The sequence below is a fragment of the Halomonas saccharevitans genome (genome assembly GCF_900116405.1).
Lineage (GTDB): Bacteria > Pseudomonadota > Gammaproteobacteria > Pseudomonadales > Halomonadaceae > Halomonas > Halomonas saccharevitans.
On the sequence record NZ_FPAQ01000011.1, the window covers coordinates 15,507 to 29,856 of the forward strand.

Genomic DNA, 14,350 nt, shown 5'->3' on the forward strand with positions numbered 1-14,350 from the left:
GGGGTCCGCAGGGAGAAGGGAACAATGCATGCGATGATTCGTGGTCTCGCCATCGTGGCGCTGCTGGCGGTCTCCACGGTTGCCGTGGCGGCCTCCACCCTCACCGACCTGGCCTTTCACCAAGCCAGCGACGGAGGCGTAGAGATAGCGCTCGACTTCAGCGGACCGGTGCCCGAGGTGCGTGGCTATCGTCTCGACGAGCCGGCTCGCCTGACCATCGACCTGATGGGCACGGCCAGCGCCCTGGAGCGCCGCCGCGAGGAGCTCGGCATGGGTGGCGTCCAGCGAGTCACGGCCCTGGAGGCGGGGTCGCGCACGCGGCTGGTCTTCGAGCTGGAGGGGCCCCTGCCCTACGACACCCGTCAGCAGGGAGATCGCCTGCTGCTCTCCATCGGCGGCGGGGCCGCTCAGCCGGCCGAGGCTCCCTCCACGCGGACGACGGCGTCGTCGACCCAGCCATCGACCCAGCCATCGAACCAGGCGTACCGCGAGCCCAGTATTCAGGACATCGACTTTCGCCGCGGCGATGGCGGCGCGGGACGGCTGGTCGTCACCTTCGATCGCTCCGGCGTGGATGCGCGTGTGCGCGAGAGCGGCCAGCGCATCATCGCCGACCTGCGCGATGTTCGGCTGCCGGCCTCGCTGGATCAGGTCTATGACGTCAGCGACTTCGGCACGCCGCTCAAGCGCGTCGTCCCGCGCGTCGGGCGCGACGGCGTGACCCTGGAGATCGAGGGCGAGGGGCGATTCGCCATGCTCTCCACTCTGACCGGCCGCCAGCTGGTGATCGAGGCCGAGCCGGTCACCCAGGCGCAGCAGGAGGAGCGCGTCCGCGAGCAGTTTCCCTATACTGGCGAGCGCATCACCCTCAATTTCCAGGACATCGAGGTACGCTCGGTGCTGGCGATCATCGCCGATTTCACCGGCCTCAACCTGGTGGCCAGCGACAGCGTCACCGGCAGCGTGACCCTCAATCTGCAGAACGTGCCCTGGGATCAGGCCCTGGATCTGGTGCTCAAGAGTCACGGCCTGGCCAGCCGTCAGCAGGGCAACGTCATCGTGGTGGCGCCGGCCGCGGAGCTGGCGCAGCGTGAACAGATCGAGCTGCAGGCGCGTGAGCAGCTCGAGACGCTAGCGCCGCTGGAGTCAGAGTACGTCCAGGTCAAGTACGCCAAGGCCGAGAATCTGGCGCGCCTGCTGCGCGGAGGCGATCAGGGCTTCGGCCTGCTCTCCGAGCGCGGCAAGGTGGCGGTCGATGCGCGCACCAATACCCTGCTGATTCAGGATACCGCCGAGAATATCGACGACGTCCTCGCGACCTTCGAGACCCTGGACGTGGCGGTGCGTCAGGTGCAGATCGAGGCGCGTATCGTCATCGCGCGCGATAGCGCCACCCGCGAGCTGGGCGTCAACTGGGGGCTCTCCAATAACGAGGTTGATCCAACCAATGGGCTCAACGCCGACGGCGCCTCTAGTGGCAGTGCCGACAACGGCGGCCTGGCCGTTGACCTGGGGGGCGATCGCGATCCCGCCACGTCCTTCGCCTTCGGTTACCTGTCCGGCGATGTCCTGCTCGATCTCGAGCTGCGTGCCCTGGAGAGCGAGGGCAAGAGCCAGACCATCTCCCAGCCGCGGGTGATCACCGCCAATCAGCGTACCGCGGTGATCAAGCAGGGCACCGAGATCCCCTATCAGGAGGCCTCCTCCAGCGGCGCCACCAACGTCGAGTTCAAGGAGGCCGTGCTGGCGCTGGAGGTGACGCCGCAGATCACCCCGGATAATCGCATCATCATGGACCTGGTGATCAACAACGACACCGTGGGCGAGCTCTTCAACGGCGTGCCCTCCATCGACACCAACGAGATCGAGACGCAGGTGCTGGTCGATAGCGGCGAGACCGTGGTGCTGGGCGGCATCCTCAAGACCGACGAGGTGCGCAATCTCTTCAAGACGCCTTTCCTTGGCGACCTGCCGGTGCTGGGTAACCTCTTCCGCTATACCGAGAGCACCAATGATAAGGTAGAGTTGCTGGTATTCATCACGCCCCGAATACTGGACGACAACCTGGCCATTCGCTGATGCAGGGACTACCGAACCTGATACTGATCGGCCCTATGGGGGCCGGCAAGAGCACCATCGGCCGCCTTCTGGCGGCCGAACTGTCACGCGAGTTCTACGATAGCGACCACGAGATCCAGGCGCGCTGCGGCGCCGATATCCCCTGGATCTTCGACGTCGAGGGCGAGGCGGGCTTTCGCGATCGCGAGTCGCAGATGATCCGTGAGCTGACGCACTACGAAAACGTGGTCATCGCCACCGGCGGAGGTGCCGTGCTGCGGGAAGAGAATCGTCGGGTGCTGCGCGAGAGCGGCACCGTGATCTACCTGCTCACCACCGTGGAGCAGCAGCTGCGGCGTACCGCGAAGGATCGCAATCGACCGCTGCTGCAGCGCCCCGACAAGGAGGCCGTGCTGCGCGACATGTTCGCGCTGCGTGACCCCCTCTACCGCGCCACCGCCGATGTGGTGATCCGCACCGACCGTCGCGGCCCGCGTGCCGTGGTCAACGAGATCGTGCGGCGCGTGTCGCGCCTGGTCGATCCCCTGCAATGCAAGGCCTGAGTCCATGATCGAGACCCTCGCAGCCCCGTCCACCCTCGAGGTGGCGCTTGGCGATCGCAGCTACCCCATCCATATCGGCCCCGGCCTGCTGGGCGACCCGCAGTGGCTGACGCCGCACCTGGCCGGGCGCCAGGTCATGGTGGTCACCAACGAGACGGTGGCCCCGCTCTATCTCGATAAGCTGACCCAGGGGCTTTCCGACGACCTCGAGGTGCGCACCCTGGTGCTGCCCGACGGCGAGGCCACCAAGACGCTGGCTCACGTGGAGCGGATCTGGGATGCCCTGCTCGCCGCCGGCTTCAATCGCCGCTGCACCCTGATCGCGCTCGGCGGCGGAGTGACCGGGGATATGGTCGGCTTCGCCGCCGCCTGCTACCAGCGCGGGGTGGCCTTCGTGCAGGTGCCGACCACGCTGCTCGCCCAGGTCGACTCCTCGGTGGGCGGCAAGACCGGTGTGAACCATCCGCGTGGCAAGAACATGATTGGCGCCTTCTGGCAGCCCCGCGCGGTGCTGATCGACACCGACACTCTGGCGACGCTGCCGCCGCGCGAGCTCTCGGCGGGGCTCGCCGAGGTGCTCAAGTATGGGCTGATCCGCGACGCCGACTTCCTGGCCTGGCTCGAGGCCGAGATGCCCCTGCTGCGGGGTCTCGACGCCGCCGCCCTGACCCGGGCCATCGAGCGCAGCTGCACGCTCAAGGCCGAGATCGTCGCCGAGGATGAGACCGAGCAGGGCGTCAGGGCGCTGCTCAACCTGGGTCACACCTTCGGCCACGCCATCGAGGCGCATCAGGGCTATGGGCACTGGCTGCACGGCGAGGCCGTCGGTACCGGCATGCTGATGGCCGCCGAGCTCTCGTGCCGCCTGGGGTGGCTCAGCGAGGCCGAGGTGGCCCGCGTGCGCACGCTCATCGAGGCCGCCGGCCTGCCGCTGGCGGCCCCTGCCGAGATGGGGGTGGAGGACTTTCTCGCCATCATGCGCCTGGACAAGAAAAACCTCGACAGCCGCCTGCGGTTGATCCTGCTGCGCACGCTGGGCGATGCCTGTATCCATGACGAGACGCCGCCACAGATCCTGGCCTCGCTCATCGAGGCCTTCCCTCGTCGCTGAGCGTTTGACGGTGCTCGGTGCCTTTCTTCGGTGCCTTGGCGCATCGACTCAATAGCCGTTCTATTCGACGCCCGCCCTCGCGCGGGCGTCGTCGTGTCTGGGGTGCGTCGGCGTCCTGGGTGGCGCTTCCTTTAAGCCATTCGCATGCCTCATGCCGGATCGGCATGGCCAAATCGCGGACTGTTGGACTAAAGTCTAACGGTCTTCGCTTGGCGTTTAAGAATCGTTGTTCGGCTTTGCAAGCTATTGAGTTAGCGAGTTTTTTTGCCTGAGGCATCGTGCAAGTAGCGGATTTGGCGGCGGTTTTTCATGGGGGTGTCGGGTGGGGTCGATTGCGCGGTGGGCGCGCCTCTGGCTATGCTGGTCGGCCTTTTACAGAGCAGTCCCCGCTCCCGTCGGGAGCGACATGGAAAAAGAAAAACCGAAAACAATACCATGCGATGACTGCCAAAGAAACCACTCAACCCGAGGCACGCCCATGAACAGAGGTCTCCATCAGCCCGGCGAGTTCCGTGACAACTGCGGCTTCGGCCTGATCGCCCATATGGAGGGCCAGGCCAGTCACGATCTGCTCAAGACCGCCATCGAGTCACTGACCTGCATGACCCACCGTGGCGGCATCGCCGCCGACGGCAAGACCGGCGATGGCTGCGGGCTGCTGCTGCAGATGCCGGATGCCTTCATGCGCGAGGTGGCGAAGGAAGCGCTGGGCGTGACCCTGGGCGAGCGCTATGCCGTAGGGGCCATCTTCCTCCCCGACGACGACGCTCGCGAGGCCCACGGGCGCGAGATCCTCGTCGCCGAGCTCGAGGCGCGTGGCCTTAAGGTGGCGGGCTGGCGCGAGGTCCCGGTGGATTCCAGCGTCTGCGGCCCCATGGCGCTGGACTGCCTGCCGCGCATCCGCCAGCTGTTCGTGGAACCGGGTGCCGAGGGGCATGAGCGCTTCGACGTCGATCTCTTCATGGCCCGCCGCCGCGCCGAGGAGAAGCTTCGCGACGAGCCGGACTTCTACGTCTGCTCGCTCTCCGCCGAGGTGCTCTCCTACAAGGGTCTGGTGATGCCGGTGGACCTGCCGGCCTTCTATCGCGACCTGGGCGATGCGCGCCTGCAGACCGCGATCTGCGTCTTCCACCAGCGCTTCTCCACCAACACCGCGCCGCGCTGGCCGCTGGCCCAGCCGTTCCGCCTGCTGGCCCACAACGGCGAGATCAACACCGTCGAGGCCAACCGGGGCTGGGCGAACTCCCGCAAGGAGAACTTCCTGAGCGAGCGGCTGCCCGAGATCGCCGGCCTCGACGAGATCGTCAATACCAGCGGCTCCGATTCCTCGAGCATGGACAACATGCTCGAGGTGCTGCTGACCGGCGGCATGGAGCTGCATCGCGCGGTGCGCATGATGGTGCCGCCGGCCTGGCAGAACGTCGAGCTCATGGACGCCGACCTGCGCGCCTTCTATGAGTACAACTCCATGCACATGGAGCCCTGGGACGGCCCGGCCGGGGTGGTAATGACCGACGGCCGCCAGGCGGTCTGCATGCTCGACCGCAACGGCCTTCGCCCGGCGCGCTGGGTGATCACCCGGAACGGCTATATCACCCTGGCCTCCGAGATCGGCACCTACGATTACGCGCCCGAGGACGTGGTCGCCAAGGGGCGGGTCGGCCCCGGCCAGATCCTCGCCGTCGACACCCACACCGGTGAGGTGCTGCATACCCCCGACATCGATCAGCGCCTGAAGGCCGCCTACCCCTACAAGCGCTGGCTGAAGCAGGAGGCCCAGTACCTCGAATCGGCGCTGACCGAGCTCGCCAACTTCCATTCCATGGACTCGGACGCGCTGCTCGTCCAGCAGAAGATGTTCCAGGTCAGCTTCGAGGAGCGCGACCAGGTGCTGCGCCCGCTGGCCGAGAGCGGCCAGGAGGCCGTCGGCTCCATGGGCGACGACACGCCCATGGCGGTGCTCTCCGGCAAGCAGCGCCTGCTCAGCGACTATTTCCGCCAGAAGTTCGCCCAGGTCACCAATCCCGCCATCGACCCGCTGCGCGAGGCGATCGTGATGTCGCTGGAGACCTGCATCGGCGCCGAGCTCAACGTCTTCAAGGCGACCCCGGAGCACGCCCACCGCATCATCCTGACCACCCCAGTGCTCTCGCCGCGCAAGTTCGCCGCGCTGATGCACCAGGACGACCCGGCCTTTACGAGCCACGTCCTGCCGCTTGGCTACGATCCCCAGGAGATCGGCCTCAAGGGCGCGATTCATGCGCTCTGCCGCCGTGCCGAGCAGGCCGTCCATGACGGCAAGGTGATCCTGGTGCTCTCGGACGCCGAGTTGAGCAAGGGGCAGGTGCCGATTCATGCGGCGCTGGCCGTAGGCGCCGTCCACCACCATCTGGGCCGCCTGGCGCTGCGCCCGCGCTGTAACCTCGTGGTCGAGACCGGCTACGCCCGGGACGCCCACCAGATGGCGGTGCTGTTCGGCGTGGGCGCCACCGCGGTCTTCCCGTGGCTGGCCTACCAGGTGATGGCCGACATGCACCAGGCAGGTGAGCTGGTCGGCAACCCCGCCGACGCGCGCGAGAACTACCGCAAGGGCCTGCAGAAGGGGCTCTACAAGATCCTCTCCAAGATGGGCATCTCGACCCTGGCCTCCTATCGCGGCTCCCAGCTGTTCGAGGCGGTGGGTCTCTCCTCGGAGGTGGTCGATCTCTGCTTCACCGGCATGGCGTCACGCATCGAGGGCACCGGGTTCAGCGAACTGCAGCTGCAGCAGGAGCTGCTGGGACGCGAGGCCTGGACGCCGCGCAAGGGCATCGCCCAGGGCGGCCTGATGAAGTACGTCCACGGCCACGAGTATCACGCCTATAATCCCGACGTGGTCACGGCGCTCCAGGAGGCGGTTCAGGAGGGCGACTACGCCAAGTGGAAGAAGTTTGCCCGGCTGGTCAACGAGCGCGATCCGGCCACCCTGCGTGACCTGCTCGCCCTCAAGCCGGCCGCCGAGCCGCTGCCCCTCGAGGAGGTCGAGGCCGTCGAGGACCTGCTGCCGCGCTTCGACAGTGCCGGCATGAGCCTCGGGGCGCTCTCACCGGAGGCCCACGAGGCGCTGGCCCAGGCCATGAACGAGGCCGGCGGGCGCTCCAACTCCGGCGAGGGCGGCGAGGATCCGGCCCGTTACGGCACCATCCGAAGCTCCAAGATCAAGCAGATCGCCTCCGGGCGCTTCGGCGTGACGCCGGCCTACCTGGTCAACGCCGAGGTGCTGCAGATCAAGGTGGCCCAGGGCGCCAAGCCCGGCGAGGGCGGCCAGCTGCCCGGTGGCAAGGTCAACGAGCTGATCGCCCGGCTGCGCTACTCGGTGCCCGGCGTGACCCTGATCTCGCCGCCGCCGCACCACGACATCTACTCCATCGAGGACCTGGCGCAGCTAATCTTCGACCTGAAGCAGGTCAACCCGGACGCCCAGGTCTCGGTGAAGCTGGTCTCCGAGCCCGGCATCGGCACCATCGCCACCGGCGTGGCCAAGGCCTATGCCGACCTGATCACCGTCTCCGGCTACGATGGCGGCACCGCGGCGAGCCCGCTGACCTCCATCAAGCATGCCGGCAGCCCCTGGGAGCTGGGTCTGCCAGAGGTGCACCAGGCGCTGCGCATCAACGGCCTGCGCGACAAGATTCGACTGCAGACCGACGGCGGCCTGAAGACCGGCCTCGACGTGGTCAAGGCGGCGATCCTCGGCGCCGAGAGCTTCGGCTTCGGCACCGCGCCGATGGTCGCACTGGGCTGCAAGTACCTGCGCATCTGCCACCTCAACAACTGCGCCACCGGTGTGGCCACTCAGATGCAGTATCTGCGCGACGAGCACTTCCGCGGCACCGTCGACATGGTCAAGCACTACTTCCGCTTCATCGCCGAGGACGTGCGCGAGCTGATGGCCCTGCTCGGGGTGCGCCAGCTGACCGACCTGATCGGCCGTACCGACCTGCTCGAGGCGATCGAGGGCGTCACCGCCTCCCAGCGCAAGCTCGACCTGTCGGGCCTGTTGGGCAACGACTTCGTGCCCGAGGACGCGCCGCAGTTCTGTCGGGTGAACCGCAACGTGCCCCACGATCCGGGCGCCAAGAACCAGGAGGTCCTTAAGGCGCTCGAGGCGGCCATCGAGGCCAGGTCCGGCGGCGAGTTCGACTTCACCATCACCAACTGCGACCGCTCGGTGGGCGCGCTGATCTCCGGCGCCATCGCCAAGCGCTACGGTGAGGCGGGGCTCGAGGATGCCCCGGTCATCGCCCGCTTCACCGGCGTGGCCGGCCAGAGCTTCGGGGTGTTCAACGCCCGCGGCCTGCACCTCTATCTGGAGGGCGATGCCAACGACTACGTGGGCAAGGGCATGAACGGCGGCAGGGTGGTGATCGTGCCGCCGGCCGGCAGTGCCTTCGAGAGTCACGAGACGGCGATCATCGGCAACACCTGCCTGTATGGCGCCACCGGCGGCAAGCTGTTCGCCGCCGGCACCGCCGGCGAGCGCTTCGCCGTGCGCAATTCCGGCGCCCATGCGGTGATCGAGGGCGCCGGCGACCACTGCGGCGAGTACATGACCGGCGGCATGGTCTGCGTGCTGGGCGAGGTGGGCGTCAACTTCGGTGCGGGCATGACCGGCGGCTTCGCCTACGTGCTCGACGAGGACCGCACCTTCGTCGACAAGTACAACCACGAACTGGTGGAGATCCACCGGGTGAACACCGAGGCCATGGAGGCCTACCGGCGGCACCTGCGGGAGGTCATCGAGGAATTCGTCGCCGAGACCGGCTCCGAGCGCGGCCGCGCGATCCTCGAGGATTTCAGCGACTTCACTCGCCACTTCTGGCTGGTGAAGCCCAAGGCGGCGAGCCTGAGCAGCCTGCTGGCCGAGTCTCGGCGCAGGCCGGAGTGAGTGAGGCGGCGTCAGCCGGAATGAGTAAGCCGTCGGCGTCCCGATCAGGTTCGTATAGAGGAAGAGTTTCATGGCCAACCGTTTGAGCAACGATTTCCAGTTTATCGACGTGGGTCGCCAGGACCCCGAGAAGAAGGCGGCGCGGACCCGGGCACGGGAGTTCGCCGAGATCTACGAGCCCTACAAGCCCCAGGAGGCGGCCGGGCAGGCGCATCGCTGCCTGCACTGCGGCAACCCCTACTGCGAGTGGAAGTGTCCGGTCCACAACTACATTCCCAACTGGCTGCAGCTGGTCAGCGAGGGCAACATCCTCGAGGCGGTGGAGCTGTGCCACAAGACCAACTCGCTGCCCGAGGTGTGCGGGCGAGTCTGTCCCCAGGATCGCCTCTGCGAGGGTGCCTGCACCCTCAACGACGGCTTCGGCGCCGTGACCATCGGTTCGGTGGAGAAGTACATCACCGACACCGCCTTCGCCATGGGCTGGCGGCCGGATCTCTCCAAGGTCACCGCGACCGGTCGCAAGGTGGCGGTGATCGGCGCCGGCCCGGCGGGCCTGGGCTGCGCCGACATCCTGGTGCGCAACGGCGTCAAGCCGGTGGTGTTCGACAAGTACCCCGAGATCGGCGGGCTGCTGACCTTCGGCATCCCGGAGTTCAAGCTCGACAAGACGGTGATGGAGCGTCGCCGCGCGGTCTTCGAGGAGATGGGCATCGAGTTCTGCCTCGGCGTCGAGGTGGGCAAGGACATCGCCTTCGATGCCCTGCTCGAGGAGTACGATGCCGTCTTCCTGGGCATGGGTACCTACAAGTACATGGAGGGCGGCTTCCCCGGCGAGGATCTGCCCGGGGTGCACAAGGCGCTCGACTACCTGATCGCCAACGTCAACCACTGCCTGGGCTTCGAGAAGGAGCCCCACGAGTACACCTCGCTGAAGGGCCAGCGCGTGGTGGTACTGGGCGGCGGCGACACCGCCATGGACTGCAACCGCACGGCCATCCGCCAGGGGGCGGCAAGCGTGACCTGCGCCTATCGCCGCGACGAGGAGAACATGCCGGGCTCCAAGCGCGAGGTGGCCAACGCCCGCGAGGAGGGCGTGGAGTTCCTGTTCAACCGTCAGCCGGTGGCGGTGGTCGGCGAGGGCAAGGTCGAGGGCGTGAAGGTGGTGCGCACCCGGCTCGGCGAGCCCGACGAGAACGGTCGCCAGCGCCCGGAGGTGGTGCCCGGCTCCGAGGAGGTGATTCCCGCGGACGCCGTGGTGGTGGCCTTCGGCTTCCAGCCGAGCCCGGCCCCCTGGTTCGAGACCGTGGGTATCGAGATCGACGAGCGCGGCCGGGTCACGGCACCGGAGGCGGGGCGTGCCCACCCGTTCCAGACCACCAACGAGAAGATCTTCGCCGGTGGCGACATGGTGCGCGGCTCCGACCTGGTGGTCACCGCCATCTACGAGGGACGTCAGGCCGGCGAGGGCATCCTCGACTATCTGCAGGTGTAAATAGCGGGTGACGCTCGAAGCCGCCGGTTTCGGTGGCTTTTTCCCCCGCGGCTTTCCCGGCGGCAGGTCTATGAAGGGGCGCTGTGAACCCCTCCTTGGGCGCTACCGACGCCGTCCCTGGCGTAGGACCCCTTCACCGACCTGCCCCCGGCGCCGCTAGCCTCGTCGGCACCGCTTGTCGGGTGCCAGCAGAAGAGCCTCCATGCCGCTTGGCGCGCGGCGCTGAAATTGAGCCTTTGGTCGCATTCTGCTAGTCTGTCGTCCCATCCTGGCCCGGCTTCCTGCCGTGCCTACCGATCACGTTTCGACAGGTTCTCCATGACACGATATATCTTCGTGACCGGCGGCGTTGTGTCCTCTCTCGGCAAGGGCATCGCGTCGGCCTCGCTGGCGGCGATTCTCGAGGCACGCGGCCTCAAGGTCACCATGCTCAAGCTCGATCCCTACATCAATGTGGATCCGGGCACCATGAGCCCCTTCCAGCACGGCGAGGTGTTCGTCACCGAGGATGGGGCCGAGACCGACCTGGACCTGGGCCACTACGAGCGCTTCATTCGTACGAAGATGACCCAGGCCAACAACTTCACCACCGGCCGCGTCTACGAGCACGTGCTGCGCAAGGAGCGTCGCGGCGACTACCTGGGCGGCACCGTGCAGGTCATCCCGCACATCACCGACGAGATCAAGCGTCGGGTCTATGAGGGCGGCAAGGGCTTCGACGTGGCGCTGGTCGAGATCGGCGGCACCGTAGGCGACATCGAATCGCTGCCGTTTTTGGAATCGATCCGCCAGATCAGAAGCGAGCTGGGCGCGAGCCGGGCGATCTTCATGCACCTGACCCTGGTGCCCTACATCAAGACGGCCGGCGAGACCAAGACCAAGCCGACCCAGCACAGCGTCAAGGAGCTGCGCTCGATCGGTATCCAGCCGGACATCCTGATCTGTCGCAGCGAGGTGGAGCTCGAGGAGACCGAGTGTCGCAAGATCGCGCTGTTCACTAACGTCGAGGAGCGGGCGGTCATCCCGCTGCAGGATGCCGACACCATCTACCGCATCCCGCTGATGCTCCATGAGCGCGGCCTCGATGACATCGTCTGCGACAAGCTGCGCCTGGAGCCCGGCGAGGCGGACCTCGGCGAGTGGGTGAAGGTGCTCGATGCCAAGCTCAACCCGCTGAAGTCGGTCAACATCGCCATGGTCGGCAAGTACATGGAGCTGCTCGACGCTTACAAGTCGCTCAACGAGGCGCTGATCCATGCCGGCATCCAGTCGCGCATCAAGGTCAACGTCGACTACATCGACTCCGAGGACATCGAGCACCACGGCGCTGAGCGCCTGGCCGGCAAGGATGCCATCCTGGTGCCCGGCGGCTTCGGCGAGCGCGGCGTCGAGGGCAAGATCGCCACGGCCCGCTACGCCCGCGAGAACGGCATTCCCTACCTCGGCATCTGTCTCGGCATGCAGGTGGCGGTGATCGAGTTCGCGCGCCACGTGGCCGGCTGGAACGACGCCGACTCCACTGAGTTCACCCACGATACCCAGCACCCGGTCGTGGGTCTGATCACCGAGTGGCTGAGCCCCGAGGGCAAGGTCGAGCTGCGCGACGAGGCCTCCGATCTGGGCGGCACCATGCGCCTGGGCGGCCAGGTCTGTCAGCTCAAGGCCGGCAGCAAGGCCCGCGAGGCCTACGGCAGCGACGAGATCGTCGAGCGCCACCGCCATCGCTTCGAGGTCAACAACCAGTTCATCGGTGAGCTCGAGCAGGCGGGCCTGGTGGTCTCCGGCAAGAGCGTCGACAACTCTCTGGTGGAAGTGGTCGAGCTGGCGGATCACCCCTGGTACGTCGCCTGCCAGTTCCACCCCGAGTTCACCTCCACGCCCCGCGACGGCCACCCGCTGTTCACCGGCTTCGTCAGCGCGGCGCTGGAGCACAAGACGGCGCGCACGCGCGCCCAGTCCGCCCACCAGGAGTGAGCTCGATGTCGGCATCGAAAGGCGAGACCCCGGAGCGTCACATTGGCATTGCCGGCCTCGAGGCCGGCAACTCCCTGCCGCTGATGCTGCTCGGCGGCATGAACGTGCTGGAGTCCCGTGAGCTGGCCCTCGAGGTGGCCCAGACCTATGCCGAGGTGACCGCTCGCCTCGGCATGCCCTACGTCTTCAAGGCCAGCTTCGACAAGGCCAATCGCAGCTCCATCCACTCCTTCCGCGGTCCGGGCCTCGACAAGGGCCTGGAAATACTGGCCGAGGTGAAGGAGCGCTTCGGGGTGCCGATCATCACCGACGTGCACGAGCCCTGGCAGGCCGCGCCAGTGGCCGAGGTGGCTGACATCATTCAGCTGCCGGCCTTCCTGGCGCGCCAGACCGATCTCGTCGTGGCCATGGCTGAGACCGGGGCGGTGATCAACATCAAGAAGCCGCAGTTCCTGGCTCCCCACGAGATGCGCCACATCCTGCGCAAGTGCGAGGAGGCCGGCAACGACAAGCTGCTGCTCTGCGAGCGCGGGTCCAGCTTCGGCTACAACAACCTGATCGTCGACATGCTGGGCTTCGGCGACATGAAGCAGACGGGCTACCCCGTCTTCTTCGACGTCACCCACGCCCTGCAGCGCCCGGGCGGCCGGGCCGACAGCGCCGATGGTCGGCGTGCGCAGGTCGCCGAGCTGGCCCGCTCCGGCGTGGCGGTGGGCCTGGCGGGGCTCTTCCTAGAGGCGCATCCCGACCCGGACAACGCCAAGTGCGACGGGCCCTGCGCCCTGCCGCTGGATCGCCTGGAGCCCTTCCTGGCCCAGCTGAAGGCCCTTGATGACCTGGTCAAGGGATTCGCACCGCTCGAGATTTCCTGATTCTTCCCAACGCTGACACGACAAGGACCAACAAGATGACCCATATCGTCGATATCCGCGCCCTCGAGGTGCTGGACTCACGCGGCAATCCAACCGTCCAGGCCGAAGTGCGCCTGGAGAGCGGCGCCATCGGCGTGGCGTGCGCCCCGAGTGGCGCCTCCACCGGCTCCCGCGAGGCCCTGGAGCTGCGTGACGGCGACAAGAGTCGCTACCTGGGCAAGGGCGTGCTGAAGGCCGTGGAGGCCATCAACGGCGCGATTCGCGAGCGCCTGATCGGCATGGATGCCTGCGATCAGAGCGGCCTGGACGATGCCATGCGCGTGCTCGACGGCACCGACAACAAGGCCACGCTCGGCGCCAATGCCATCCTGGCCGTCTCCCTGGCCGCCGCCAAGGCCGCCGCCACCGCTAAGGGCGTGCCGCTCTACGCCCATATCGCCGAGCTCTTCGGTCAGCCGGGCCGCTACCTGATGCCGGTACCCATGATGAACATCCTCAACGGCGGCGAGCATGCCGACAACAACGTCGACATCCAGGAGTTCATGATCCAGCCGGTAGGCGCGCCGAGCTTCCGCGAAGGCCTGCGCATGGGCGCCGAGATCTTCCACGCCCTGAAGAAGGTGCTCTCCGCCCGTGGCCTCTCCACCGCGGTGGGCGACGAGGGCGGCTTCGCGCCGAACCTCGCCTCCAACGCCGAGGCGCTGGCGGTGATCAAGGAGGCCGTCTCCAATGCCGGCTACGGGCTCGACAGCGACGTGACCCTGGCGCTGGACTGCGCCTCCTCCGAATTCTTTAAGGACGGCGAGTACAACCTGTCCGGCGAGGGAAAGACCTACGACGCCGCGGGCTTCACCGACTACCTGGCCGGGCTTTGCGACCAGTACCCCATCGTCTCCATCGAGGACGGCATGGACGAGTCTGACTGGGATGGCTGGCAGGCCCTGACCGACAAGCTCGGCGACAAGGTCCAGTTGGTGGGCGATGATCTCTTCGTCACTAACACCCGGATCCTCAAGCGCGGCATCGACGAGCAGATCGGCAACTCCATCCTGATCAAGTTCAACCAGATCGGCTCGCTCTCCGAGACCCTGGAGGCCGTGCGCATGGCCCAGGATGCCGGCTTCACCGCGGTGATCTCCCATCGCAGCGGCGAGACCGAGGACACCACCATCGCCGATCTCGCGGTGGGCACCTGTGCCGGTCAGATCAAGACCGGCTCGCTGTGCCGCTCGGATCGCGTCGCCAAGTACAACCGTCTGCTGGTGATCGAGCAGGAACTGGGCGACGGGGTCGACTATCCGGGACGCGCCGCGATCAAGGGCCAGTAAGCACCTCGAGTAAGTGTTTCAAGTA

The 14,350-nt window shown here is 66.9% G+C and carries 8 protein-coding genes; all 8 read left to right on the forward strand.

Going from position 1 to position 14,350, the window contains the following annotated elements; translation table 11 throughout:
• The first annotated feature begins 24 nt into the window (after positions 1-24).
• The 8 genes from BM388_RS06800 to eno all read left to right on the forward strand — a co-directional run bounded on the left by BM388_RS06800 (position 25) and on the right by eno (position 14,325).
• A complete protein-coding gene (locus BM388_RS06800) occupies positions 25-2,079 on the forward strand; it encodes a type IV pilus secretin PilQ (RefSeq protein ID WP_089848490.1) in 2,055 nt (684 codons plus the stop codon).
• On the forward strand, positions 2,079-2,621 hold the full coding sequence (gene aroK / locus BM388_RS06805) for a shikimate kinase AroK (protein WP_089848491.1): 543 nt from the start codon (positions 2,079-2,081) through the stop codon (positions 2,619-2,621). Before BM388_RS06800 ends, aroK begins: the two co-directional genes overlap by 1 nt.
• Before the next feature lie 4 nt (positions 2,622-2,625).
• Positions 2,626-3,732, forward strand: a complete 1,107-nt coding sequence (gene aroB / locus BM388_RS06810; RefSeq protein ID WP_089848492.1) for a 3-dehydroquinate synthase — start codon at positions 2,626-2,628, stop codon at positions 3,730-3,732.
• 478 nt (positions 3,733-4,210) lie between these two features.
• A complete protein-coding gene (gene gltB / locus BM388_RS06815; protein WP_089848493.1) occupies positions 4,211-8,659 on the forward strand; it encodes a glutamate synthase large subunit in 4,449 nt (1,482 codons plus the stop codon).
• Positions 8,660-8,729: 70 nt separating this feature from the next.
• On the forward strand, positions 8,730-10,151 hold the full coding sequence (locus tag BM388_RS06820; RefSeq protein ID WP_089848494.1) for an FAD-dependent oxidoreductase: 1,422 nt from the start codon (positions 8,730-8,732) through the stop codon (positions 10,149-10,151).
• A 318-nt stretch (positions 10,152-10,469) separates the two neighbouring features.
• Positions 10,470-12,125, forward strand: coding sequence for a CTP synthase (locus BM388_RS06825; protein ID WP_089848495.1), 1,656 nt, complete (start codon positions 10,470-10,472; stop codon positions 12,123-12,125).
• Positions 12,126-12,130: 5 nt separating this feature from the next.
• The gene (gene kdsA, locus BM388_RS06830; protein ID WP_089848496.1) at positions 12,131-12,997 is read left to right on the forward strand and encodes a 3-deoxy-8-phosphooctulonate synthase; all 867 of its coding nucleotides are present in this window, start codon (positions 12,131-12,133) and stop codon (positions 12,995-12,997) included.
• Positions 12,998-13,032: 35 nt separating this feature from the next.
• Positions 13,033-14,325: a phosphopyruvate hydratase gene (gene eno / locus BM388_RS06835; protein WP_089848497.1), complete on the forward strand. Its 1,293-nt coding sequence runs from the start codon at positions 13,033-13,035 to the stop codon at positions 14,323-14,325.
• Positions 14,326-14,350: the final 25 nt, after the last annotated feature.

Coding starts and splice junctions, on each gene's coding strand:
- BM388_RS06825 (WP_089848495.1), top strand. CDS start 10,470: ATGACACGATATATCTTCGTGACCGGCGGCGTTGTGTCCTCTCTCGGC.
- kdsA (WP_089848496.1), top strand. CDS start 12,131: ATGTCGGCATCGAAAGGCGAGACCCCGGAGCGTCACATTGGCATTGCC.
- aroB (WP_089848492.1), top strand. CDS start 2,626: ATGATCGAGACCCTCGCAGCCCCGTCCACCCTCGAGGTGGCGCTTGGC.
- BM388_RS06820 (WP_089848494.1), top strand. CDS start 8,730: ATGGCCAACCGTTTGAGCAACGATTTCCAGTTTATCGACGTGGGTCGC.
- BM388_RS06800 (WP_089848490.1), top strand. CDS start 25: ATGCATGCGATGATTCGTGGTCTCGCCATCGTGGCGCTGCTGGCGGTC.
- aroK (WP_089848491.1), top strand. CDS start 2,079: ATGCAGGGACTACCGAACCTGATACTGATCGGCCCTATGGGGGCCGGC.
- gltB (WP_089848493.1), top strand. CDS start 4,211: ATGAACAGAGGTCTCCATCAGCCCGGCGAGTTCCGTGACAACTGCGGC.
- eno (WP_089848497.1), top strand. CDS start 13,033: ATGACCCATATCGTCGATATCCGCGCCCTCGAGGTGCTGGACTCACGC.